The following is a 24,610-nucleotide window of genomic DNA, read 5'->3' on the forward strand; positions in this document are numbered from 1 at the left end:
GTCAGGTCGTCCCACGCACCACCTGCCCCCAGACGTCCCAGAACCGCGGAGTCCCGATGAGCACAGCCGCCGCCACCACCCGCCCGGGCCAGGTCCTGGCCGACCTGATCCCCGCCTCCCGTCTGCGCGACGCGACCCTCGTGCTCGGCGGCGCCGCGCTCACCGGCCTGGCCGCCCAGCTCTCCGTGCCCGTGCCGGGCTCGCCGGTGCCGGTGACGGGGCAGACCTTCGCCGCGCTCCTGGTCGGCACCGCGCTCGGCGCGCGCCGAGGCTTCCTGTCGCTCGCGCTGTACGCCCTGGTGGGCATGGCGGGCGTGCCGTGGTTCGCCGAGGCCAAGTCCGGCTACGGCATGCCCTCGCTCGGCTACGTCCTCGGCATGATGCTCGCCGCCGCCGCGGTGGGTTCCCTGGCCCGGCGCGGCGCCGACCGGAACGTGCTGCACACGGCCGGGACGATGGTCCTCGGCTCCGCGATCATCTACGCCGTCGGCGTGCCCTACCTGGCCGCGTCCACCGGCATGTCCCTGACCGAGGCGGTCGCCGCGGGCCTCACGCCGTTCCTGATCGGCGACGCCCTCAAGGCGGCCCTCGCCATGGGCGCGCTGCCGCTGTCGTGGAAGCTGCTCGGCGACAAGGGCTGACCCGGCGACAAGGGCCGACCCGGCGACGGGGGCCGGGCGGCCCGGGCCGCCGCCCGGCGGCTCAGCCGACGTTGTAGTTCCGCCTGAAGAGGTTCGCCGGGTCGTACGTGGCCTTCAGCCCGGCGAGCCTCTTTCGCGTGTCCGCGTCGTACACGCCCTCGGGGCGGTCGCCGCCCGCCAGCGCGAAGTTCACCGCCCGCCCCACCGCGTGCCGGGCCAGCGGGGCGAACGCCCGCGCGTACAGCTCCCGCAGCGCCTCGCGGTCCGTGCCCTCCAGGGGCGACAGGATCCGCACCGCCCAGGCCGCGCTCCGGTGCGGCACGGCGTTGTCGTGGCGGACGGGCCGGGCGAGCGCGCCGCCCAGGTGGTTGAGCTGGACGACGTGCATGTGGTCCGCGGCGGGCCCGGTGAGCGCGAGCAGCCGCTCGGCGCCCGGCAGGTCCAGCTCGGTGAGCATCAGGTTGTCGCCGTAGTAGGAGTGCGGGAAGTCCGGGTCGTTGTGGATCGTGTGGCTCTGGGCGTACGGCAGCTCGCGCAGGGTGTCCGAGACGGTCGGCCCGAGCGCGCGCAGCGGCGCCACGAGCCGCTCCCCGTCCTCGGCCGTGCCGGTGTAAGCGATGCGCACCGTCACCAGATAGCGGCCCCGCAGGTGCGGCGGGAGCTGGTCGAGGTCCGGGTAGACCAGGGCGGCGAGCGACGAGGTCAGCTCGTCGGGCAGGGTCTCGGCCCAGGCGGCGTAGCCGCGCAGGACCGCCGCCGGGTCGACCGCGCGGCCGTCGAAGGTGAGGGCCCCGCCGTACAGGCGCGCCACCGGCACCAGGCCGATCTCCAGGGCGGTCACCACGCCCAGGTTCGCGCCGCCGCCGAGCAGGCCCCAGAACAGCTCGGGCTCGTCCGCCGCCGTCACGTGCCGCAGCGTGCCGTCCGCCGTCACGACGTCCACCGCGCGCACGTGGTCGGCCGCGTAGCCGAACTCCCGCGCCAGGATGCCGATCCCGCCGCCGAGCGTGTACGAGACGACACCCACGCCCGGCGCCGAGCCGTTCAGCGGGGCGAGGCCGTGCTCCGCCGCGGCCGCCACGACCTGGCCCGAGCGCGCCCCCGCGCCGACCCGCGCGGTGCGCGCCCCGGCGTCGACGGTCACGGAGTCCATGCGGCGCGTGCTGATCAGGACGCCGCCCCGCGCGGCGTCCGGCAGGCCGTGCCCGGTGGCCTGGACGCCCACGGGCAGGCCCGCGGCGGCCGCGTACCGCACGGCGGCCACGACGTCCTCGGCGTCCGACGCGGCGAAGACCACGTCCGGCCGCTGGGCGAAGCCGGTCTGGAAGCCCGCGATCTCCTCCTCGTACCCCTCCTGACCGGGGCGGAAGGTGAGTCGCTTGGCGGTGGGGTCGCTGAGTTCCACGGGTTCCTCCGTCGTGCGTGGTGCGCGGCGATCGCGCTGACGGAGGTCACCCTGCCGCCGAAACCTGACAGGTGCCGTCAGGTTTCCCCGCACCTCGGCCGGTCCGCCCGCACACGGCGGCGGGGTGCCGCCCGGACCTGAGCCCGGACGGCACCCCGCCGCCGTGAACCGATGAGTACTCCTGCGTGCTCCCTCGTGTTACGAGGAGACCCGCCCCCGGGGCGCCACCTTCTCGCGGACCAGGGCGATGCCGAGGACCAGGGCGCCGACGAGCAGCGAGAGCACCATCTGCTTGCGCCCGGCGTCGTCGTACAGCATGTAGACGATCACGAACGAGATCATGCCGATGGTGACCCAGGTCAGATACGGGAACAGCCACATCTTCACGACGAGCTTCTCCGGCTGCTCGCGCAGGATGATGCCGCGCATCTTCAGCTGCGTGAAGCAGATGACGAGCCACACGAACAGGGCGACCGCGCCGGACGAGTTCAGCAGGAAGTCGAAGACGGTCTCGGGCCACTGGTAGTTGAACCACACGGCGGCGAAGCCGAAGACGACCGAGCCGAGGATCGCGGTGCGCGGCACGCCCGAGGCGGTGGTGCGGGCGAACGCCTTGGGGGCGTCGCCGCGCTCGCCGAGCGAGAAGGCCATGCGCGAGGCCGTGTACAGACCGGAGTTGAGGCAGGAGAGCACGGCCGTCAGGACGATCACGTTCATGACCTGACCGGCGTGCGGGATGCCGATCGAGTTCAGCGCGGCGACATAGGAGCCGTCCTTGACGATCGTCTTGTCGTTCCACGGCAGGAGCGTGATGACCACGAAGATCGAGCCGAGGTAGAAGACGCCGATGCGCCAGATGACGCTGTTCGTGGCCTTGGTGACGGCGCGCTGCGGGTCCTCCGACTCGCCGGCGGCCAGCGTGACGATCTCCGAGCCCATGAAGGAGAAGACCACCATCAGGACGCCGGTGAGGATCGCGCCCGCGCCGTTGGGCATGAAGCCGCCCGCGTCGGTGAGGTGCTTGAAGCCGTCGCCCGGGTTGTCCGAGCCGGGCAGGACGCCGAACACGGCGAGCAGGCCGATGAGGACGAAGCCGCCGATCGCGACGACCTTGATGCCCGCGAACCAGAACTCGAACTCGCCGTAGGAGCCGACCGAGACGAGGTTGGTGGCCGTGAGCACCACCATGACGATGAGCGCCCAGCCCCACTGCGGGACCGCGGGCACCCACTCGTTGAGGATCACGGCACCGGCGGTCGCCTCGACGGCGAGCACCACGACCCAGAAGAACCAGTACAGCCAGCCGATGGTGAAGCCCGCCCAGCGCCCGAGGGCCTGGTCGGCGTAGGCCGAGAAGGAACCGGAGGACGGCCGCGCCGCGGCCATCTCGCCGAGCATCCGCATCACGAGCACGACCATGGTGCCCACGAGCGCGTACGACACCAGGATCGCGGGGCCCGCGGCCTTGATGCCCGAGGCGGACCCGACGAAGAGACCCGCTCCGATCACGCCACCGATGGCGATCATCGACAGATGGCGGTTCTTGAGACCGGCCTTGAGGCCGTCACCGTCGCCGTTCCCGCTCCCCGGCTGGGATTTCACAGGCCCGCCGGGGGTGCTGTCTTCCTTCGCAAGGGACGGTTGCGAGGTCATAGGCAGATCCTTTGGTTCACGGGCAAGAGCTTCCGCATTAAAAGCTCATGGGCGTACGGGACGAAAGACCCGTCTCCGGATCGTTGTATTCAGCGGAATGCAGAGTGAACGATCGGTCACTGACGATGACCGGACACCGGATTGGCCTGAACCAATCGGCGCCCGAAGAGTCGCCGAAGACCTCCCGGAGCCCCCTCGAAGCACCGCCGGGGAACTGCCGAAGAGCGGCCGAAGACCGGACCCACGACGGCTTCCCGCCGCCGCTCGTGCCACACTCGGAGCCATGCGCGTGTACCTCGGCTCCGATCATGCCGGTTACGAACTCAAGAACCACCTCGTCGAATGGCTCAAGGCCCACGGCCACGAGCCCGTCGACTGCGGGCCCCACATCTACGACGCCCAGGACGACTACCCGCCCTTCTGCCTCCGCGCCGCGGAGAAGACGGCCGCGGACCCCGACTCCCTCGGCATCGTCATCGGCGGTTCCGGCAACGGCGAGCAGATCGCCGCGAACAAGGTGAAGGGCGTACGGGCGGCTCTCGCCTGGAGCGAGCAGACGGCGGCGCTCGGGCGCGAGCACAACGACGCGAACGTGATCTCCATCGGCGGGCGCATGCACACCGAGGCCGAGGCGACCAAGTTCGTCGAGATCTTCCTCGCGACGCCGTACTCCGGTGAGGAGCGGCACACCCGCCGCATCAAGATGCTGTCGCGCTACGAGACCTCGGGCGAGCTGCCCCCCGTCCCGCCCCACCACCCGCAGGCCTGACCCCACAAGGGCTTCGCCCCGGACCCGCCGCTGAAGTGCCAGCCTCTCCGGCGTTTGAGGAGCGGGGGTCTGGGGGCGGAGCCCCCAGTTCGGGAAGGGGCGCCCGCGCGCGGAGCGCGCTAATGGACACGGCGGGGCGCCCCCGCGAGGGACCCCGACAGGAGGCGAAACCGTGCCGGAAGGGCACACCATCCACCGGCTCGCGGCCGATCACCGGAGCCGGTTCCAGGGGCACCCCGTGCACGCCACCAGCCCCCAGGGCAAGTTCTCCGACGGCGCGGCCCTCGTGCACGGCCAGCCCCTGGACACCGCGGAAGCGCACGGCAAGCACCTCTTCCTCGGCTTCGCCGCGTCCGGCTGGGTCCACATCCACCTGGGCCTCTTCGGCAAGTACACCTTCGGCGACGCCCCCGCCCCGCCGCCCACGGACACCGTCCGCCTGCGCCTGGCGAACCCCCACCACTACAGCGACCTGCGCGGCCCCACCACCTGCGCGCTGATCACGGACGGCGAGAAGCAGGAGATACACGCCCGCCTCGGCCCGGACCCGCTGCGCCCGCAGGACGGCGAGAACGACCCGGACCGGGCCTGGCGCCGCGTCTCCCGCAGCCGCACCACCATCGCCGCCCTCCTCATGGACCAGAAGGTCATCGCGGGCGTCGGCAACGTCTACCGGGCCGAGGTCCTCTTCCGCCACGGCATCGACCCGTACACGCCCGGCAAGGACCTCACGCACCGCCAGTGGACCGCGATCTGGGCGGACCTGGTGGAGCTGATGCGCGAGGGCGTGCGCAACAACCGCATCGACACCGTGCGGCCCGAGCACACCCCCGAGGCCATGGGCCGCCCGCCGCGCGTGGACGACCACGGCGGCGAGGTGTACGTGTACCGCAGAGCCCGGATGGCCTGCCACATCTGTGGCGGCGAGATCCGCACCGCCGATCTCGCCGCCCGCAATCTGTTCTGGTGCCCGGAGTGCCAGCGCGGCCCGTCCGGCGCCTGAGGACGAGCGCGCGGCGCGACGACCCGCGCGGAGCCCCCGGCTAGAACCCGTGCGGCAGCCAGGGCGCGACCTGCGACCCGAAGGCCAGGCCCGCCTCCGCAAGCGCCCCGGGGCGCAGCTCCCGCACCCGGCCCGCCCGGGCGAGCTCCGCGAGGGACACACCGCCCAGGTACGCCGAGCCCAGCTCCCGTACGGACAGGGCGAGGTCGGCGGGCGCGTCGTCGTCGACGCGCTTGCAGGAAGCGCCCTTGGGATCGCCCGTGAGCCGCCAGCGCCCCTCGTTCCAGGGACAGAACGCGTCCGCGACGTCCAGGACCACGTCCACGGGCGCCTGGTACGTGCGCGCCTCCAGGGCCGCGCCGACCTCCACCAGACGTACGTGCAGCGAGTCGCGCATCACGAGTCCGCAGCGCCGCACGTCCGAGACGAGGTGGAACAGCGGGTCGTCCACCGGGAGGTTGAGCGACTCGACCCGAGAGGTCAGGTCGATGTCGCAGAGGAAGCGCCACAGCGCGGCGTGCGCTGCCGGGTCCAGCGCCTCCACGGCGCGCACCCGGACCACGCCCTTCGGGCCCTGGACCTCCCAGTCGGACTTGACCGCGAAGTGCGCGTACCCGACGACCTCACCGGCGCGCTCCGCGAGCACGCACTGCAACGGCGAGGCGCCGTCGCGGTCCCGCTCCGGGTCCAGGAGCGGCAGGCGCTCCCAGCCCGGCTGCCGCGCCAGCATCCCGGGACGGCCGGGCACCACGCGCGCGTACACCGCCTCGCAGGCCGCCGCGGCCTCGGCCGGGACCGCGTACCGCAGACGCACCTCGTCCGTGCCCTCGGGCACGGTGAGACGCACCCGCGGCGTGTCGATCGACACGTTGAACAACCACGTCGCCACGCCGTACCCGAACCGGCCGTAGATCGCGGGTTCGGAGACCGTCAGGGCGGCCAGCGCCTCCCCGCGCTCCCGCAGGTCGTCGAGCTGCCGCCGCATCATCGAGGTGAGCAGGCCGCGGCGGCGGTGCGTGGCCGCCACGCTCACCATCGTGACGCCCGCCGTGTCCACCAGGGCCCCGCCGGGCACCGTCATGCGGAAGCTGAAGGCCCCGGCCGTACCGACGCACTCCTCGCCGTCCCAGAGACCGAGGCAGCGGTCGAGTTCCGTCAGCGCGTCCCACAGCTCGCGCTCCTCCGGCGCCTCGTGGAGCCCGCCGAAGGCCCGCTCCAGCGTTCCGTACCAGCGGTCCCAATCGCTCTGGCCCAACTCCCGCAAGTCTGCTGTCATATGCCATGCCTACCAGGGCTCCTGGGACGCGGCGACATGTTTTCCGCGTACCGGAACGCGCGTGTGGACGCTGGGCGCGGAGATACGGGCGAGGTGCCCCTGAAGGGGGACAAGAGGTACCTCCCGTGCGAAGCGCCTGGCCCGGTGGATAGGGTCCACGAGCAATGGCGGTACGACGAAACAAGCGCGAGCGGCGCGCACCGCGTGAGCGGCGCGCCGCAGCCGAGACGTTCCCGGCCCGGATGAAGAAGCGGCTCCACCGGGCCCGCATAGGGCTGCGCAAATCCGGAGTGGACTACTTCCGGGGCGACGGCTCGGACTGGGTGGCGCTCGCCGCGCTGCTCCTGACCGTGCCGGTGATCACCGTGTGCACGATCGTCAACCCGGTGTGGTTCTCGCCCTCCGTCCTCGTCCTGCCGATCGTCGCGGGCGGACTGCTGCTCAGGCCCTCCAGCCTCCTCGGCCTGTACGCGGCGTCCGCGGCCGCCCTCATCGTGGAGTCCGCCCGGCTCGGGCCCTACACCGAGGGCCCGGCACGGGTCACTCCCGGCACCGTCCTGACCGTCGCCGCGTGCGGCTTCTTCGGGCTGCTCATCGCCCAGTTCCGCAGCCGGGTCGGCGTGCCGTGGCGCGGCGGCGGAACGATGCTGTTCGACCTGCGCGAGCGCATCCGCGTACAGAGCAAGCTGCCGAAGCTGCCGCGCGGCTGGCACCGCGAGATGGCGCTGCGCCCGGCGGGCGGCCAGTCCTTCTCCGGCGACTTCGTCGTCGCCGCCCGCACCAACGGCGGCCGGACCCTGGAGGTCGTCCTCACGGACGTCTCCGGCAAGGGCATGGACGCCGGGTCGAGGGCGCTGCTCCTGTCCGGCGCGTTCGGCGGCCTGCTCGGGTCGCTGCCGCCGCACGCCTTCCTGCCCGCCGCCAACGGCTATCTGCTCCGCCAGGACTGGGACGAGGGCTTCGCCACGTCCATCCACCTCGTCCTCGACCTGGAGACCGGCGACTACGAACTCCTCTCCGCCGGGCACCTCCCCGCGCTCCAGCTGAGCGCGGGCACGGGCCGCTGGGAGGAGAAGGCCGGGGAGGGCCCCCTCCTCGGGGTGTACGACGGCGCCCAGTTCGACCCCGTCAAGGGCTCCCTGCGCCCCGGTGACGTCCTCATGCTGTTCACCGACGGCATCGTCGAGACCGCCGACCGCGACATCGGCGAGGGCATCGACCGCCTCACCGGCGAGGCCGACCGCTACGTCGCCGGCGGCTTCCACGGAGCCGCCTGGCACCTCATCGAAGCCGTGGCCAAGGACGTCAACGACGACAGGGCCCTCCTGCTCCTCTGCCGCGACGCCTGACCTGGCCCCTGGGCCTTGAACCGCCCCCACCGCTACCGCGGCGGGGTTTCCTCCCACCCGCCCACCCGTGCCCCCGCCTTTTCGGTGCTTCGCGCCTCGTCCTCAAACGCCGGACGGGCTGGATCTGTCGCCGGTCGCGGCAGATCTTTCAGCCTCTCCGGCGTTTGAGGAGCGGGGGTCTGGGGGCGGAGCCCCCAGGATCGGGAAGGGGTGGGTCTGGGGCGCGCCGCGAGGGCCCGGCCTGGCGCCCCCCGGGGGCAGGTGGGGGAAACCCCACCCCTCATTCGCCGGTGCACCTCATGGCCCGGGCAGGGCCCTGATCCGTAGGTTCGATGCATCGAGCACGCACCGGACGACGGAAGGGCTGGGCAAGCCATGGGGCTGCGCAAGAAGAGGCAGCGGGGCGAGCGGACCACGACCCCCGCCCCCGCGGAGAGGGCACCGTACGGCGCCCCGTCCGACCGGGCGGTGGAGCTGCGCGGCGTCCGCCGCCAGTACGGCCGCGGCGACCGGGCCGTGCACGCCCTGCGCGGCATCGACCTCGCCCTGCCCCGCGGCAGCTTCACCGCCGTGATGGGCCCCTCCGGCTCCGGCAAGTCCACGTTCCTGCAGTGCGCGGCGGGCCTGGACCGCCCCACGGCCGGCACGGTCCACCTCGGCGGCACCGAGATCACCGGCATGAGCGAGAACAAGCTGACGGCCCTGCGCCGCACCCGCCTGGGCTTCGTGTTCCAGGCCTTCAACCTGCTGCCCTCGCTCACCGTCGAGCAGAACGTCCTGCTGCCGATGCGCCTCGCGGGCCACCGGCCCGACCACCGCAAGGCCGCCGACGTCCTGGCCCGCGTGGGCCTCGGCGACAAGGGCAGGCGCCGCCCGGGCCAGCTCTCCGGCGGCCAGCAGCAGCGCGTCGCGATCGCCCGCGCCCTGGTGACCGAGCCGGACGTGGTGTTCGCCGACGAGCCGACGGGCGCCCTGGACACGACCACGGCCGCCGAGATCCTCGGCCTGCTGCGCTCGGCCGTCGACGGCATGGGCGCCACCGTGGTGATGGTCACCCACGACCCGGCCGCCGCCGCGTACGCGGACCGCACGCTGTTCCTGGCCGACGGCGAGATCGTGGACCGCCTGGAAGGCGCGTCGGCCGCGCGGATCGCGGACCGGATGCGTGCCCTGACGGCGCCCGCGGCCACGCCCGCGCCCCCGTACGCGGGAGTGGCGGCGGCATGAGCTTCGTCCCGAACGGCCTGGCCCGCGCGGCCGTCCGCTTCAAGCCCGCCGCGTTCGTCGGCACGTTCGTCGCGCTGATGATGGCGTCCCTGATCGTGTCGGCCTGCGGCATCCTCCTGGAGACGGGCCTGCGCGCCTCCGTGCCGCCCACCCGCTACGCGGACGCGCCCGTCGTGGCCGCCGCCGACCAGCGCGTCCACTTCGGCAGCGGCGACAGCGCCTCCACCGAGCCGGTCCCGGACCGGGCCCGCCTCGACGGCTCCCTGGTCGCGAAGGCCGCGGCGGTGCCCGGGGCGCGCACGGCCGTCGGGGACGTCACCTTCCCGGTGGCGCTCGCGGGCGGGGGCGGCGGCAAGGCCCTGACCGCGCACGGCTGGGGAGCCACCGCCTTCACCGGCGAGAAGCTCACGGCGGGCCGCGCGCCCGCCGCGGGCGAGGCGGTCCTGGCCCGGGCCGGGGCCCGCGTCGGCGACCGCGTGACGCTGACCACGGCCGCGGGCCCGCGCGAGGTCCGGGTCTCCGGCACGGTCTCCGGCGCCGCCGAGCCCACCGTCTGGTTCCCCGACGCCGACGCGCTCCGCCTCTCCGGGCACCCGGGCCGCGTCGACGCGATCGCGGTCCTGCCCGAGGACGGCGTCACCGAGGCGGCCCTGAAGGCCCAGGTCGCCAAGGCCCTCGACGGCAAGGCGAAGGTCCACACGGGCGAGGACCGCGGCGGCGTCGAGGACCCCTCGCTCGTCGGCGCCGAGGAACTGCTCACCGGCCTCGGCGGCTCCTTCGGCGGCATCGCCGCGGTGGTCGCGGTCTTCACCGCGGCGGGCACCGTCGCGCTCTCCGTCGGCCAGCGGGCCCGGGAGTTCGCCCTGCTGCGCGCCATCGGCACGACCCCGCGCCAGGTGCGCCGCACCATCGCCACCGAGACGCTGCTCGTCGCCCCGCTCGCGGGCGCCCTCGGCTGTCTGCCCGGCATCGCCCTGGCGAGCTGGTGGTTCGGGCAGCTCAAGGACCGCGGCGCCGTCCCGGACGCGGTGGACCTCGCCGTGTCCTGGATCCCGCTCGTCGCGGCGGCGGGCACGGCCGTCCTCACCGCCCTGCTCGCCGGGTACGCGGCCGCGCGCCGCCCCTCCCGCATCAAGCCGGGGCAGGCCCTCAGCGAGGCCTCGGTGGAGCGGCTGCGGCCCGGCTGGATCCGTACGCCGCTCGGCATCGCCGCGACCGTGGGCGGCATCGTCCTGTCCCGGGTCGCCGCCACCTCGACCGGCGACGACGCGGCGAACGCGGCCCTCGGCGTCGTCATGCTGTTCATGCTGGCGGTGGCGCTGCTCGGCCCGCTGGTGGCCCGCGGCTGCGCGGCCCTCTTCGGCCTGCCGCTGCGCGGCGCGGGCGCCTCCGCGTCCCTCGCGGCCGCCAACTCCCGTACGAACGCCCGCAGGCTGGCCTCCGCCATCACCCCGATCGTCCTCGCCATGGCGTTCGCCTCCACGCTCGTCTTCATGCACACCAGCGAGGACAAGGTGACGGCCGACCAGCAGCGGGAGGGCATCACCGCCGACCACATCGTCACGTCCGGCGCGGGCTTCGGCCCCGGCGCCGTGCGCGAGGCGGCGAAGGCCCCCGAAGTGACCTCGGCGGTCGGCCTGTTGAAGACGTCCGTGCTCATCCCCATGGGCTCCGGCGGCGACCGCTGGCTGCAGTCCGCGTCCGCCCAGGGCGTCACCGGCTCCGCCGCGGACCTCGCAGAGGTGCAGGACCTGAACGTGGAGACCGGCCGACTGACCCTGCGCGAGGGCGAGATCGGCCTCGACGCGAACCTCGCGACCTCCGCGCACCTGAAGACCGGCGACCGCGTCGAGCTGCGCCTGCCCGACGGCACGAAGATCCGGCCGACGCTCACGGCGACGTACGAGCGGGGCCTCGGCCTCTCCCAGGTCACGCTGCCCGCGGCCGCGGTGCGCCAGCACGTCACGGCCGCGCTCGACACGGAGATCTGGACGAAGGGCGGCACGGCGGCCGGGCTGAAGTCCCTCGGCACGGTCAGCGACCGGGACGGCTACACCACCGCCCAGTCCCTCGACCGGAAGCTCAACGCCTGGGCCAACACCGTCATGGCGGCCGTCCTCGGCGGCTTCGCGGCCGTCGCCGCCGTCAACACGCTGGTGATGACGGTCCTCGACCGGCGCCGCGAGCTCGGCATGCTGCGCCTGATCGGCTCGACCCGCCGCCAGGTCATGCGGATGGTCCGCTGGGAGGCCCTGCTCGTGACCTGCGCGGGCGTGCTCATCGGTACGGCCATCGCGCTCGCCACGCTGGTGCCGATGGTGCGCGGCCTCACCGGGGAGTCCCCGTACGTCCCGCCCCTGCTCTACGCGTCCTTCGCGGGCTCGGCCATCCTCCTGGGCCTGCTGGCCACCGCGCTCCCGGCCCGCGCGGCCCTGCGGCACTCCTAGGGCCCGGCCGACGGGCCGGCCCCGGCCGCGAGCACAGCCCCAGGCTCCGAGCAACTGACGGCCTGGGGCTGTGCGTTCGGGGGGGCCTAGCGGGCGGACGCTCCCGTCCGCTCCCGCGCGACCTCGGTGGCGTCGCGGCGGAACGCCCACTCCATCCGGGGTTCCATCGCGAAGCGGAACACCCGCCGCACCACCGGCGTGCACAGCGCCGTGACCACCGCCGCGGCCACCACCGAGACGAACACCTCGCCCAGCGGCCGGTGCAGCCACGGGTAGTCCTCGAACCAGCCCCAGAACCGGGAGCCCTTCGCGAGGAACCCGTGCAGCAGATACCCGTACAGGGTGCCCGCGCCCAGGACGGTGAACCACATCTTCCGCCGCGGCACCCATGCGAAGAAGCACGCGGTGAGCACCACGGAGCAGCCGAAGAGCGCCAGCGTCATCACGACGCCGACCCACCACGGCACGCCCAGCTCCTGGGCGCTCTCGCGCCGGTAGAACCACACCGACGTCATCCGCGGCGCCGCCCAGTAGGCGAGCGCGACCGCGCAGGCGAAGACGGGCACCGACAGGATCCGGACCTCGCGCCGCCGCACCAGCTGGAAGTGCTCGGGCTTCAGGAACAGGCCGAGGACGAAGAACGGCATGAACTGCAGGACCCGTTGGAGGTCCAGGTCGTCGCCGATGTCGGGGGAGATGACGGCGAGCAGGGCCACGCACAGGGACAGCGGCACCGGCCAGCGCACGACCTTCCACAGCGGGACCGTGAGGCGCCACACGAACAGGGCGATCAGGAACCAGGTCAGGTACCAGGGGTCAAGCAGGCTGATCGGCTGCGTCGGGTCGTCGTCCGCCCACCGCTTGAAGAAGGTGTAGGCGACCTCGAAGACGACGTACGGCACGGCGACGCCCGTCACCAGGCGCTTGAGCCGGTCGGGCCGCATGTCGAAACTGCGGGAGAAATAGCCGGAGATCAGGATGAAGGCCGGCATGTGAAACGTGTACACGGTCATGTACAGCGCCTCGGCGGTGCGGCTGTGGTCGGTCAGCGGCTCCCATGCGTGGGCCATCGCGACGAGCACGATCGCCAGGTACTTGGCGTTGTCGAAGAACGCGTCGCGCTGCTTGGCGGGGCGTCCGGCGGGGCCGGTGGCGGAGCGCGGGGCGGGAGCGGCGGGCTGGGGGGAGGGGCGGGAAGCGGGTCCAAAGGAGTGCGGGGCCGTCTCCTGTACGGGGGGCAGCGGTGCCCGGTGCCGGCCGTGCGGCTGCACGGAGTTCGTCACGGGCCCTCCCACCCAGAGCTCGGTGGGACGATCCGGGACCGCACTGCGCTTACGGGGGTCATGGCAGCGTGGAACATCTGGGGCACCCTAGCGCCGCCCCGCTGTTCCCGTAAAACTCTCGGCTCATTCATTCGTGCAATGCCTCGCCAATACGCTCGTAACGACGTCGACAACCCCGGCCGGTCCGTCTGTCCGCCGCTCGGCCGGGTTCCCGCAATTAGGCCCCGGGTACCCGCGGCGAAAGACCGAAAACTCACTGATCGCTGTCCGATACGTCACCACTCGTACCGCTTAAATCGTGCATAACGCCTGCGGGCGACTCTGGTGAAATGTCCTGGTTGATCGGTCCGTGATGGGTTATGGGAACCCGTGCGATGTGTTCTCGGCCACCATTCGAATTCCCGGTGAACTGCCGGTGCGGGAACCGGGGCGCGGGGTCGTACGGCGATGGCTGGCCATGGAAACGATCACGTCGAATTCGCCCTCCAGTGGAACCGTCGAATTGCCGTACGGATGCGGGCGGCATCCGTGCGGCGCGCGCCCCGCGACCCTCCGGAACGCGGGTGGGACGGGTGCGTCACTGGTCAACGCGTGGCCGACGATGTGTCACCGGCCGCATAGGGCGGTCGTGTTGGTGGCACGATGGTTCCTGGCGGGGGTGTGCGGGGCCGTACCCCCCGGGCGGGAGAGCGACCGACCTAGGGTGTGATGAGTGTGGCCATTTCGCTGTCAGTGGTACTGCTGTTGGCGATCGTCCTCGTCTTGATGATTCGTCAAGGGAACATCAAGGTATGGCCTGCCATCGTCGCGGCGACTTTCGGCTTCACGCTCGCCTCGACGGGAATGGCGGACGACATCCAGGAGCTTCTCAACTCCTTGGCGGAGACCATCGGCGACATACAGTTCTGACGGCTGAAGGCCGGCCGCGGCGACACTGGGGGGTCTGGGAGCGGTGGCGCTGCGGGAAACGGACCCTGAGGACGTCGGCGGCTATCCGGTCGAGGACCGCCTGGGCTCGGGCGGGATGGGCGTCGTCTATCTCGCGCGCTCCGCGTCCGGACGGCGCCTCGCGGTCAAGGTCGTGCACGCCCAGTACGCCGATGATCCGGAATTCCGCGCCCGGTTCCGCCGCGAGGTCGAGGCCGCGCGGCAGGTCAGCGGCGCCTTCACCGCCCCCGTGGTGGACGCCGACGCGGACGCGCCGAGCCCGTGGATGGCCACGCTCTACATCCCGGGCGAGAACCTGGGCGAGTACGTGCGCCGCCACGGCCCGCTGCCCGCGGAGCGCCTCCCGGAGCTCGCGGCGGGCCTCGCCGAGGCGCTGCGCGACATCCACCGCGTGGGCGTCGTCCACCGCGATCTGAAACCGGCCAACGTGATGCTGGCCGACGACGGCCCCCGCGTCATCGACTTCGGCGTCTCCCGCGCCGCCGAGGCCCTCGCCGGGGACCCCCTCACCCAGACCGGCCGCGTCATGGGCACCCCGCCCTACATGTCCCCGGAGCAGCTCACCTCGCCCCGTGACGTGGGCCCCGCGTCCGATGTCTTCTCCCTCGGCTCCGTCCTGGTCCACGCCGCCACGGGCCGGGGTCCCTTCGACGACGTCTCCCCGTACGAGACGGCGACCCGCGTCGTCGAGGGCGACGCCCGGCTCGACGCCGTACCCCCCGACCTGCGCGCCCTGGTCACCCTCTGCCTGGCCAAGCACCCCAAGGAGCGCCCGACCCCGGACGAACTCCTGGCCCTGCTGCGGGGCGACCCCGTGCCGCCGCGACCCGCACCGCCCGCCGACGGCGAGCCCGCACCGCGCCCGCGCCGCCGCAGGCTGCTGATCGCCGGGGCGGTGGGCGGGGTGCTCGCCGCCGCGCTGACCCTGGGCGCGGTCCAGTGGCTCAAGCCCGACGGTGCCGCGGCCCGGGACCTGCCGTCCGGCTGGCGGGCGTGGCAGGCGCGGGACACCCGCACCGAGGACGGGGACGACAGCCCGTTCAGCCGCTGCGTCGTCGCCCACGCCGGGTTGGTCTGCGCGGGCGGCGGTGCGAAGGCGGTGCGCTTCTCCCTCGCCACCGGGAAGCTCGCCTGGGGCGGCGAAGCCGCCGCGGGCGCGGGCGGAGTTCCCGGCGAAGGCACCGTCTTCGGCACGTCGGGCGACCGTGAGCGCGTGTACGTATACACGGACAAGTCGGTCGAGCCCGCTGGGGGCGATCCCCCCGATCCCGCCTACGAGCTCCAGGCCCTCGACAGCCGGACCGGCGCGGTGCTGTGGAGCCGGGCGCCCCTGTGGAAGCAGCGCGGTCCTGCCCCGCCCAACTCCGATCCGGAGCTCGGCGACGCGGCCGTCGTGAACGGCGGCCTCCTCGCCCGCTACGGCGTCGCGGCGGACCGGTACGCGCTGCTCGCCGACCGCGCGCAGGGGAAGCCCCGCTGGCAGCGCCCCCTGCCCGTCCCGGACAGCTGCGGCGTCAACGCCGCCGCAGGGCAGGGCTATCTCGTCTGCCTGTCCGAGAAGGAGACCCGGGTCTCGCGCCTCGACCTGACAACGGGCAAGCCGACCTGGACCGTCCGGTTCCCCGGCGTGCTGCGGCTCCTCGGGCAGGCGGACGGGCGGCTGGTCTTCGGGCAGAGCGGCGTGGGGCGGCTGGGCGGGAACCTGGTCTTCTCCCGGAAGGAGGAGGGCGCGGCGCACCGCACCCTGGTGACCGTCGACGTGACGTCCGGCGGGCACGCGGTCCGCTCCGTGCGCCTCTCCCACCGCCAGCCCTCGGCGGCGACCGCCACCCTCAGCGGCGGCACCGTCTACTACACGCTCTGGAGCGGCCGTGTGAGCGCCGTCGACCCCCGCTCGGGCCGTCAGCTCTGGAGCAGCGACTCCGAGGTGGAGAACCCGGGCCCGCCCCTCGCGGGGGAGCACCACGTCTTCCTGACGTCCCCCAGTGGCCGCCTCGGCGCCCTCGACCGGCGCACGGGCAAGGTGGACTGGTCGCGCCCCGCGCGCAGCACCGACGTGCTGTCCTCCTCGGACACTCCCGGCGCCCCGCTGACCCTCGTCGGCGACGCCCTCTACGTCCCCTACGGCGTCCGCTCCGTCTACAGCGTCGACATCCGCAACCCGTGACGCCTGCGCACGGGTGCGAACACGGGTGCGCGCGGGCGTGAAAAAGCCTCCGGCCTGGTGTCCGGGGATGAACCTGGACGCCGGGCCGGAGGCCGTGGAGCGGGCGACGGGAATCGAACCCGCGTAGCTAGTTTGGAAGACTAGGGCTCTACCATTGAGCTACGCCCGCACAGCTGGTGCAGCGGCTCGCAGATCGGCGAGCGCGGCACGGCATGCATCGTAGCGGGTCACGGCGGTCCGCCGCACACCCCCGTCCCCGCGCTCCTCGCGCGCTCCCGCAAGCGGGCGCCGCACCCCCCGCGGGCATGTACCCTACGTGTCGCACCGACGGGGTGTGGCGCAGCTTGGTAGCGCGTCCGCTTTGGGAGCGGAAGGCCGTGGGTTCAAATCCCGCCACCCCGACCAGCAGGATCTTTCCAGCTCAGTGGCCGGTTTCCCGGGCCGAAGATCCGGATGTGGGCGCTCCGGCCGGATTCGCGGCCTGTCTTCGGCCCGTCTTTCAAGATCGCATTGTGGGTCGGCTCCCGCGTGCCGTTACTATGCAAGCTGTGTGCCCGTGTGTCTCTCGACCGGGCAGAAACCCAAGCAGTCAGCCCACAAGGAGACCGAACCGTGAAGAGCGCCGTGGAGACCCTGAACCCGACCCGGGTTCGGCTCACTGTCGAGGTGCCCTTCGAGGAGCTCAAGGACAGCCTCGACGCGGCGTACAAGAAGATCAACCAGCAGGTCACGGTGAAGGGCTTCCGTAAGGGCAAGATCCCGGCCCGGGTCATCGACCAGCGGTTCGGCCGCGGTGCTGTGCTGGAGGAGGCCGTCAACGACGCCCTCCCGAAGTTCTACACGGAGGCGGTCAACGAGGCCGAGCTCAACGTCCTGGGCCAGCCCGAGGTCGACATCACCGAGCTGAAGGACAACGAGACCCTCAGCTTCACCGCCGAGGTCGACGTCCGCCCGACCATCGAGATCCCGGACTACTCCGGCATCGAGGTCGAGGTCGACGCGGTCGAGGTCAGCGACGAGGACGTCGACAAGGCCGTCGAGGACCTGCGGGGCCGCTTCGCGTCCACCGCGCCGGTCGAGCGCGCCGCCGAGGACGGCGACGTCGTGACGATCGACCTGGAGGCCAAGGTCGACGGCGAGGTCCTGGAGGACGGCGTCGCCAGCGGCGTCTCGTACACCATCGGCTCCGGCGAGCTCCTCGAGGGCATCGACGACGCCGTGAAGGGCCTGGCGGCCGACGGCGAGGCCACCTTCACCTCCGAGCTGAAGGGCGGCTCCGCGGCGGGCAAGGAGGCCGAGGTCACCGTCAAGGTCACCCAGGTCGCCAAGCGCGAACTGCCGGAGCTGGACGACGACTTCGCGCAGCTGGCGTCCGAGTTCGACACCCTGGACGAGCTGAAGGGCGACAGCCGCAAGCGCCTGGAGACGGCCCGCCAGTTCGACCAGGCCACCCAGGCCCAGGAGCGCGTCCTGGACAAGCTCCTGGAGCTCGTCGAGGTGCCGGTCCCCGAGAAGCTCCTCGAGGACGAGATCCGCACCCGCAAGCACAACCTGGAGCACCACCAGCTCGGCCAGATGGGCCTCGACCTCGGCAAGTACCTGGAGATCCAGGGCAAGACCGAGGAGGAGTTCGACGCCGAGACCCGCGAGCAGGCGGTCAAGGGCATCAAGACCCAGTTCATCCTCGACGAGCTGGTCAACAAGGAGAAGCTGAACGTGAACCAGGAGGAGCTCACCGAGCACCTCATGCGTCGCGCCCAGTCCTCCGGCATGAGCCCCGACCAGTTCGCCCAGGCCGTCGTCGAGGGCGGTCAGGTCCCGATGCTCGTCGGCGAGGTCGCCCGCGGCAAGGCGCTCGCGGTGGTCGTCGAGGCCGCCACGGTCAAGGACACCAACGGCCAGGTCGTCGACCTCGACGACGAGGACGAGGACGAGGCCGCCGAGGGCGAGGCCGCCGAGGCCGCCGCCGAGGCGGACAAGGCCGGTGAGGAGAAGGCCGAGGCCTGATCCCCCCAGTAGTACGTGAAGGGCCCCCGGGACACCCGTCCCGGGGGCCCTTCACGCCCCGCGGGGGCTACGCGTCCGCCTCTTCCGGAGCGTCCGCGGGCGCTGCTCCGCGGCGGGCCGGACGGGCAGTTCCCCGCGCCCCTGCGGGCGCTGTGCGCAGGGCGCGCTACCTGCGCTCACAGCGAACAGTTGCCCTTGCGGGATTCCCCGAAGGGGGCCGCGCGTTAGGGTCCATGAATACGGGGGCAGTGGAGTCGTTGCCCTCAGAACGAAGATGCTGAGACGGCCGGTGCCGTCAGAGACGAGCAGGTGGATACGTGACGAATCTGATGCCCTACGCAGCCGGTGAGCCGTCCATCGGTGGTGGCCTCGGCGACCATGTCTACAACCGGCTGCTCGGCGAGCGCATCGTCTTCCTCGGCCAGCAGGTCGACGACGACATCGCGAACAAGATCACGGCGCAGATGCTCCTCCTCGCGGCCGACCCCTCGAAGGACATCTACCTCTACATCAACAGCCCCGGCGGCTCGGTGACCGCCGGCATGGCGATCTACGACACCATGCAGTACATCCCGAACGACGTGGTGACGATCGGCATGGGCATGGCCGCCTCCATGGGCCAGTTCCTGCTGACCGGCGGCACCGCGGGCAAGCGCTTCGCCCTGCCGCACACGGACATCCTGATGCACCAGGGCTCCGCGGGCATCGGCGGCACGGCCTCGGACGTCAAGATCCAGGCCGAGTACCTGCTGCGCACCAAGCAGCGGATGGCCGAGATCACCGCCCGCCACTCCGGCCAGACGGTCGAGGCGATCATCCGCGACGGTGACCGCGACCGCTGGTTCACCACCGAGGAGGCCAAGGAGTACGGCCTCATCGACGAGATCATCAGCGCCGCTTCCGGTGTTCCGGGCGGCGGCGGCACGGGCGCCTGAGAAGGCGCCCAGGGGGCCCGTGGAGGCCCCCGCCCGGGGCGGCCCGCAGCCGGCCGGCCCCAGCCGACCAAGCCCACGCTCATCACCAGGACGGAACACCTCAGATGAACAGCTTCCCCCTCAGCGGCCAGCCCGCGGGCCTGCACACCGGCCCCCAGGTGGACAACCGTTACGTGATCCCGCGCTTCGTCGAGCGCACGTCGCAGGGCGTGCGCGAGTACGACCCGTACGCGAAGCTCTTCGAGGAGCGCGTGATCTTCCTCGGCGTCCAGATCGACGATGCCTCCGCCAACGACGTCATGGCGCAGCTCCTGTGCCTGGAGTCGATGGACCCCGACCGGGACATCTCGGTCTACATCAACAGCCCGGGCGGCTCCTTCACCGCCCTGACGGCCATCTACGACACGATGCAGTTCGTGAAGCCGGACATCCAGACGGTCTGCATGGGCCAGGCGTCCTCCGCCGCGGCCGTGCTCCTGGCCGCCGGCACCCCCGGCAAGCGGATGGCCCTGCCGAACGCGCGCGTGCTGATCCACCAGCCGTCCGGTGGCACCGGCCGCGAGCAGCTCTCCGACCTGGAGATCGCGGCCAACGAAATCCTCCGGATGCGCACGCAGCTCGAGGACATGCTGGCCAAGCACTCCTCGACGCCGATCGAGAAGATCCGCGAGGACATCGAGCGCGACAAGATCCTCACCGCCGAGGACGCGCTCGAGTACGGCCTGATCGACCAGATCATCTCCACCCGCAAGATGAACAACTCCGCGGTCGCCTGATACTCGTCCGGGGAAACCGCAGCACCAACTGCCCGCTCCTTGGCGCGGTCGCGTCGGTCCGTGGCGATCTGCGACATTTCGTAGTTCTTCACGGTTCCGCGTAGCAGCGAACCGCGCCAAGGGGGGCCCGAACGGGGGGCCAGGCAAGGTACCGTCGGATACAAGGCACCAGGAGCCGCTGGACCAACGGCGTCTCCCAGGCGAAGGGGAAGCACACCGTGGCACGCATCGGTGACGGCGGCGATCTGCTCAAGTGCTCGTTCTGCGGAAAGAGTCAGAAGCAGGTCAAGAAGCTCATCGCAGGCCCGGGCGTGTACATCTGCGATGAGTGCATCGACCTCTGCAACGAGATCATCGAGGAGGAGCTCGCCGAGACGAGCGAGGTCCGCTGGGAAGAGCTGCCCAAGCCCCGCGAGATCTACGAGTTCCTCGAGGGGTACGTAGTCGGCCAGGAGCCCGCCAAGAAGGCCCTCTCCGTCGCCGTCTACAACCACTACAAGCGCGTCCAGGCCGGGGAGAACGGCGGCGCGCAGGGCCGCGAGGACGCCATCGAGCTGGCGAAGTCCAACATCCTGCTGCTCGGCCCCACCGGCTCCGGCAAGACGCTGCTCGCCCAGACCCTGGCCCGCATGCTGAACGTCCCCTTCGCCATCGCGGACGCCACCGCGCTCACCGAGGCGGGGTACGTGGGCGAGGACGTGGAGAACATCCTCCTCAAGCTCATCCAGGCCGCCGACTACGACGTCAAGAAGGCCGAGACGGGCATCATCTACATCGACGAGATCGACAAGGTCGCCCGGAAGAGCGAGAACCCGTCGATCACGCGTGACGTTTCGGGTGAAGGCGTCCAGCAGGCCCTCCTCAAGATCCTGGAGGGCACGACGGCCTCGGTCCCGCCGCAGGGCGGCCGCAAGCACCCGCACCAGGAGTTCATCCAGATCGACACGACGAACGTGCTGTTCATCGTGGGCGGTGCCTTCGCGGGCCTGGAGAAGATCATCGAGGCCCGGGCGGGCGCGAAGGGCATCGGCTTCGGCGCCACCATCCGCTCCAAGCGGGAGCTGGAGGAGAAGGACCAGTTCGAGGACATCATGCCGGAGGACCTGGTGAAGTTCGGGATGATCCCCGAGTTCATCGGCCGCCTGCCCGTCATCACCTCGGTCCACAACCTCGACCGCGAGGCCCTGCTCCAGATCCTCGTCGAGCCGCGTAACGCGCTGGTGAAGCAGTACCAGCGACTCTTCGAACTCGACGGTGTGGAGCTGGACTTCGAGCGCGAGGCCCTGGAGGCCATCGCGGACCAGGCGATCCTGCGCCAGACCGGCGCGCGCGGCCTGCGCGCCATCATGGAGGAGGTCCTCCAGTCGGTGATGTACGAGGTGCCGTCCCGCAAGGACGTGGCCCGCGTCGTCATCACGGCGGACGTCGTCCACTCCAACGTGAACCCGACGCTGGTCCCGCGCGAGGTGCGGGGCCCGGGCGCGGGCGAGCAGAAGTCGGCCTAGCCCGACCCCGTCCGAACGACCAGGGGCGCCCAGCGAGTTGACCTCGCCGGGCGCCCCTGTCGCATGTGCCGCTCAGCCGCGGCCGTGCGGGCGGCTCACCGCTTCACCCGGACCTCGGAGCGCAGCTTCCTCGCCGTCTCCGCGGCGTCGTCAAGGGACGGGTTCTTGCCCGCCACGACGTCCGCGATCGCCATCGGCATGGAGAGGCCGACCGTGCTGTGGTCGCCCCAGATGCACACGGCCATCCGCGCCTCCTTGGGGCCGGAGCCCGAACCGCCGCTCGTGCCGGAGCCCTTCTCGACGCGGGCCTCCTGGCACTTGAGGACGAAGCCGTCGGCGCTGAAGTCCCGGGGGCTGCCGACCATTTCGCCGGAGCTGCCGCCGTTCGCGCTGTCCTTCTTCGCGTCGGCCTTGGCACCGGCGAACAGGGCGTCGACGGTCTTCTCAGGGTCCTCGATCTCTCCGTAGACCCCGCCGAACTGGATCAGCTTGCCGCCCAGCGGATTGGCCCGGTCGCGCACCTCGTAACCCGCGTGCACGGAGGTGGGGTCCTTCACCCCGTGCTTCTCGGCGTCGTCGAGGTCGTCGAAGCCGCCCGACATGGTGCCGCTGCCCTTCTTGTACTCGCCGAGCACGGTCTCGGGCGCGATCAGCTTGTGCGGCCCGTCGTCCTTGACGGCCACGGAGGCGCTGTCGCCGCCACCGAGCACGAAGTACGCGCCGACGCCGATCGCCGCGACCACCGCGACCGCGCCGATGATCAGGCCCGCCTTCTTGCCGCTGCCGCTGCCGCTGCCGCTCTGCGGGGGCGGGGGCGGCGGCACCTGCCCGTACGGCATCTGCCCGTAGGGCGCCTGCGGAGGCTGTCCGTAGCCGGGCGGCGGGGCCTGGGGTGGCTGGGGCGGCTGCTGGCCGTACGGGCCCGGCTGGTACTGGGTCATCGAGGTTCCTCTGTGCTGGTGCTGCGCGAAGGGCCCGGCCGGAGCACCCGGCCGGACCCTATCGCTGGTGCTGACTGACCCTGCGGGTCAGGCCTTGACGCGGACTTCCTTGCGGAACTTGGCCGCGGTGGTGGAGGCCTCTCCCAGGTCGGGGCTCTTGCCGCCGAGCGCGCCCGCCACGTCCGTGGTGATGACGACGCCGATCGTGCTGTTGTCGCCCCAGATGCACACGGGCATCTTCATCTCCTTCGGGGCCTGGGACCCGGCCGACGAGGACGAGCCGGAGCCCAGGTCCACCTTCATCTCCTGGCACTTCATGATCGCGCCGTCGAGTTCGGAGGGGTTGTACGACTTGGGCTCGCCGATCGGGGTGAGCTTCTGGCTGCTCGATCCGGCGCCGGAGGACGAGTCCGACTCCTCGGAGAAGCCGTCCTGCGCCCTGGTGAACATGTAGTCGACGACCTTCTCCGGGTTGTCGATGTCCCCGTAGAGGCCGTTGAGCTGGAGCAGCTTCTGTGCCAGCGGGTTGTCCTTGCTGCCCGACTCGTACTGCACGGTCAGGTCCTTGGCGTTCTTCACACCGTTCTTCTCGGCCTTCGCGCGGCTCTCGGAGGTCATGGAGTCCTCCTTGGACTCCTTCTTCGTGTAGTCGCCGAGCACGGTCGCGGGCGCCGTCAGCTTGTGCGGGCCGTCGTCCTTGACCGAGCCGCTGCCACCGTTGTCGTCGCCCGCGAACAGGAAGTAGCCGCCGACCGCGACCGCCACGACCACCGCGACCGCGCCGATGACGGCGCCCGTCTTCTTGCCGCCGCCTCCGCTCGGCGGCGGGGGCGGGGGCACCTGCCCGTAGGGAGCCTGCGGCGGCTGCCCGTAGGGGGCCTGGGGCTGGCCGTAGGGGGCCTGCTGCGGCGGGACGCCCTGGGGCGCCTGCTGCGGGTAGCCGTAGCCGGGCTGCTGCGGGGCCTGGGGCGGGTAGCCGTAGCCGGGCGGCGGGGCCTGGGGCGGCTGCCCGTAGGGGCCCGGTTGCTGCGGCTGGCCGCCGCCGTACGGACCGGGCTGCTGGCCCCCGTACGGACCAGGCTGCTGGCCGCCGTACGGGCCCGGCTGGTTGAAGCTCATTGCTGGGGTTCCCTCCGTTAACTGCTGCTGCGAGCGCGTGCGCGCGTCACTTCTTCACGCGGGCCGCGTCGCGGTACTTGGCGGCGAGGTCGGCGACGTCGTCCGTCGCCATGCCGTCCCCGCCGGAGATGAAGGCGGCGGCGTCGGTGGCGGTCACGATGCCGGCGGTGCTCCGGTCGGACCAGGCGCAGATCGGGATCTCCAGGCTCTTGCCGCCCTCGGAGACCTTGGCCCGCTGGCACTTCATCAGCGCGTTGTCCAGGGCGTCCGGCGAGACCGACTCCGGGCTGCCCTGCCAGGTGACCTCTTCCTTGCCGCCGTCGCTGTCCTTCTCCGTCTGCTCGTGTATCTTCTCGAACGCCTTGTCGATGGTCTTCTCCGGGTCGCTGATCTCACCTGACATGCCGACGACATTCAGGCCCTTCGTCTTGAGCCCGGAGCCGGACTTGTAGTTCGCCTTCTCCTGCACGGCGTCCTTGATGCCGATCTCGGCGGCGTCGTCCTTGCCCGCGCTGTCCAGCGGGCCGCCGGAGGAGTCCGACGAGGTGTCCTTCTGGTACTCGCCGACCGAGGCCGGGGACACCAGCTTGTGCGGCCCGTCGTCGCTGACCGAGCCGGAGCCGCCGTCGTCGCTCCCGACGACGAAGTACGCGCCGACGCCGATCGCCGCGACCACCGCGACCGCGCCGATGATCAGGCCCGCCTTCTTGCCGCCGCCTCCGCTCGGCGGCGGGGGCGGCGGGACCTGTCCGTAGGGAGCCTGCGGCGGCTGCCCGTAGGGAGCCTGGGGCGGCTGCCCGTACGGGGCCTGCGGCTGGCCGTAGGGGGGCGCCTGCGGGGGCTGCTGGGGGTAGCCGTAGCCGGGCGGCGGGGCCTGCGGCGGCTGGCCGTACGGGGGCTGCGGGGGCTGGCCGCCGTAGGGGCCGGGCTGCTGGGGCTGCCCGCCGCCATACGGCCCCGGCTGCTGCGGCTGCTGGCCGTCGTACGGGCCCGGCTGGTTGTAGCTCATGCTGAAGCTCCCCCTCGAACGCGTGTGTGCGCCTACGTTCTCCCGCACGTTTATGTGTTCCCGACATCCTGACCGACGCCTGGAGCACCGTGGGGCCCGGGGAGTCAACCGTTACTGAAGATTCCGGTTTCGGGACCACACTGTGACACC

At 72.0% G+C, this 24,610-nt stretch carries 19 protein-coding genes and 2 tRNA genes; 13 read left to right on the forward strand and 8 right to left on the reverse strand.

Annotation, left to right across the window (positions count from 1 at the left end; genetic code table 11):
* Nucleotides 1-56: 56 nt before the first annotated feature.
* Entirely contained in the window at nucleotides 57-641 is a 585-nt protein-coding gene (locus tag AC5WAM_RS26560; RefSeq protein ID WP_366790448.1) for a biotin transporter BioY, read from the forward strand.
* A 61-nt stretch (nucleotides 642-702) separates the two neighbouring features.
* Here AC5WAM_RS26560 and AC5WAM_RS26565 read toward each other — a convergent pair whose 3' ends face one another.
* Entirely contained in the window at nucleotides 703-2,046 is a 1,344-nt protein-coding gene (locus AC5WAM_RS26565) for an FAD-binding oxidoreductase (RefSeq protein ID WP_366790449.1), read from the reverse strand.
* Between the two features lie 198 nt (nucleotides 2,047-2,244).
* Entirely contained in the window at nucleotides 2,245-3,699 is a 1,455-nt protein-coding gene (locus AC5WAM_RS26570; protein ID WP_495519019.1) for an amino acid permease, read from the reverse strand.
* A 283-nt stretch (nucleotides 3,700-3,982) separates the two neighbouring features.
* Here AC5WAM_RS26570 and AC5WAM_RS26575 point away from each other — a divergent pair, with 283 nt between their 5' ends.
* Complete coding sequence (locus AC5WAM_RS26575; protein WP_366790451.1) at nucleotides 3,983-4,468, forward strand: ribose-5-phosphate isomerase; 486 nt, start codon at nucleotides 3,983-3,985, stop codon at nucleotides 4,466-4,468.
* 172 nt (nucleotides 4,469-4,640) lie between these two features.
* Nucleotides 4,641-5,471 (forward strand): Fpg/Nei family DNA glycosylase, encoded by an 831-nt coding sequence (locus AC5WAM_RS26580; protein WP_495519020.1) that lies wholly within the window; start codon nucleotides 4,641-4,643, stop codon nucleotides 5,469-5,471.
* 40 nt (nucleotides 5,472-5,511) lie between these two features.
* Here the strand turns inward: AC5WAM_RS26580 and AC5WAM_RS26585 are convergent, their stop codons facing one another.
* Nucleotides 5,512-6,747 (reverse strand): GNAT family N-acetyltransferase, encoded by a 1,236-nt coding sequence (locus tag AC5WAM_RS26585; protein ID WP_495519021.1) that lies wholly within the window; start codon nucleotides 6,745-6,747, stop codon nucleotides 5,512-5,514.
* A 164-nt stretch (nucleotides 6,748-6,911) separates the two neighbouring features.
* On the opposite strand from AC5WAM_RS26585, the gene AC5WAM_RS26590 reads away from it, so the two are divergent.
* From AC5WAM_RS26590 to AC5WAM_RS26600, 3 genes are all read left to right on the forward strand, one after another.
* Complete coding sequence (locus AC5WAM_RS26590; protein WP_138959732.1) at nucleotides 6,912-8,096, forward strand: PP2C family protein-serine/threonine phosphatase; 1,185 nt, start codon at nucleotides 6,912-6,914, stop codon at nucleotides 8,094-8,096.
* A 375-nt stretch (nucleotides 8,097-8,471) separates the two neighbouring features.
* Nucleotides 8,472-9,323, forward strand: coding sequence for an ABC transporter ATP-binding protein (locus AC5WAM_RS26595; protein ID WP_366790454.1), 852 nt, complete (start codon nucleotides 8,472-8,474; stop codon nucleotides 9,321-9,323).
* On the forward strand, nucleotides 9,320-11,770 hold the full coding sequence (locus tag AC5WAM_RS26600) for an ABC transporter permease (RefSeq protein ID WP_495519022.1): 2,451 nt from the start codon (nucleotides 9,320-9,322) through the stop codon (nucleotides 11,768-11,770). The genes AC5WAM_RS26595 and AC5WAM_RS26600 overlap by 4 nt, the downstream gene beginning before the upstream one ends.
* 86 nt (nucleotides 11,771-11,856) lie before the next feature.
* On the opposite strand, the gene AC5WAM_RS26605 is transcribed toward AC5WAM_RS26600, so the two are convergent.
* On the reverse strand, nucleotides 11,857-13,053 hold the full coding sequence (locus AC5WAM_RS26605; RefSeq protein ID WP_495519023.1) for an acyltransferase family protein: 1,197 nt from the start codon (nucleotides 13,051-13,053) through the stop codon (nucleotides 11,857-11,859).
* Between the two features lie 714 nt (nucleotides 13,054-13,767).
* Here AC5WAM_RS26605 and AC5WAM_RS26610 point away from each other — a divergent pair.
* Together AC5WAM_RS26610 and AC5WAM_RS26615 are read left to right on the forward strand one after the other, a co-directional pair.
* Complete coding sequence (locus AC5WAM_RS26610; protein WP_030673834.1) at nucleotides 13,768-13,962, forward strand: hypothetical protein; 195 nt, start codon at nucleotides 13,768-13,770, stop codon at nucleotides 13,960-13,962.
* Nucleotides 13,963-14,005: 43 nt separating this feature from the next.
* Nucleotides 14,006-16,168: a protein kinase domain-containing protein gene (locus tag AC5WAM_RS26615; RefSeq protein WP_495519024.1), complete on the forward strand. Its 2,163-nt coding sequence runs from the start codon at nucleotides 14,006-14,008 to the stop codon at nucleotides 16,166-16,168.
* A 95-nt stretch (nucleotides 16,169-16,263) separates the two neighbouring features.
* Here the strand turns inward: AC5WAM_RS26615 and AC5WAM_RS26620 are convergent.
* Nucleotides 16,264-16,337, reverse strand: a tRNA-Gly gene (locus AC5WAM_RS26620).
* Between the two features lie 159 nt (nucleotides 16,338-16,496).
* On the opposite strand from AC5WAM_RS26620, the gene AC5WAM_RS26625 reads away from it, so the two are divergent.
* The 5 genes from AC5WAM_RS26625 to clpX all read left to right on the forward strand — a co-directional run bounded on the left by AC5WAM_RS26625 (nucleotide 16,497) and on the right by clpX (nucleotide 21,391).
* Nucleotides 16,497-16,573 (forward strand) — tRNA-Pro (locus tag AC5WAM_RS26625).
* Nucleotides 16,574-16,780: 207 nt separating this feature from the next.
* Entirely contained in the window at nucleotides 16,781-18,175 is a 1,395-nt protein-coding gene (gene tig / locus AC5WAM_RS26630; protein WP_495519025.1) for a trigger factor, read from the forward strand.
* Between the two features lie 329 nt (nucleotides 18,176-18,504).
* Nucleotides 18,505-19,110 (forward strand): ATP-dependent Clp protease proteolytic subunit, encoded by a 606-nt coding sequence (locus AC5WAM_RS26635; protein ID WP_030362534.1) that lies wholly within the window; start codon nucleotides 18,505-18,507, stop codon nucleotides 19,108-19,110.
* A 104-nt stretch (nucleotides 19,111-19,214) separates the two neighbouring features.
* Complete coding sequence (locus AC5WAM_RS26640; RefSeq protein ID WP_366790460.1) at nucleotides 19,215-19,886, forward strand: ATP-dependent Clp protease proteolytic subunit; 672 nt, start codon at nucleotides 19,215-19,217, stop codon at nucleotides 19,884-19,886.
* A 218-nt stretch (nucleotides 19,887-20,104) separates the two neighbouring features.
* Nucleotides 20,105-21,391 carry an ATP-dependent Clp protease ATP-binding subunit ClpX gene (gene clpX / locus AC5WAM_RS26645; RefSeq protein WP_030673850.1) on the forward strand — a complete coding sequence of 429 codons (1,287 nt, stop codon included), beginning with the start codon at nucleotides 20,105-20,107 and terminating at the stop codon, nucleotides 21,389-21,391.
* 95 nt (nucleotides 21,392-21,486) lie between these two features.
* On the opposite strand, the gene AC5WAM_RS26650 is transcribed toward clpX, so the two are convergent.
* The 3 genes from AC5WAM_RS26650 to AC5WAM_RS26660 form a co-directional block, all read right to left on the reverse strand.
* A complete protein-coding gene (locus AC5WAM_RS26650; RefSeq protein WP_495519026.1) occupies nucleotides 21,487-22,332 on the reverse strand; it encodes a hypothetical protein in 846 nt (281 codons plus the stop codon).
* 87 nt (nucleotides 22,333-22,419) lie between these two features.
* Nucleotides 22,420-23,451, reverse strand: a complete 1,032-nt coding sequence (locus AC5WAM_RS26655; RefSeq protein ID WP_495519027.1) for a hypothetical protein — start codon at nucleotides 23,449-23,451, stop codon at nucleotides 22,420-22,422.
* Between the two features lie 46 nt (nucleotides 23,452-23,497).
* Nucleotides 23,498-24,460 carry a hypothetical protein gene (locus AC5WAM_RS26660; protein ID WP_495519028.1) on the reverse strand — a complete coding sequence of 321 codons (963 nt, stop codon included), beginning with the start codon at nucleotides 24,458-24,460 and terminating at the stop codon, nucleotides 23,498-23,500.
* Nucleotides 24,461-24,610: the final 150 nt, after the last annotated feature.

Source organism: Streptomyces sp. JLYT201, assembly GCF_059448825.1.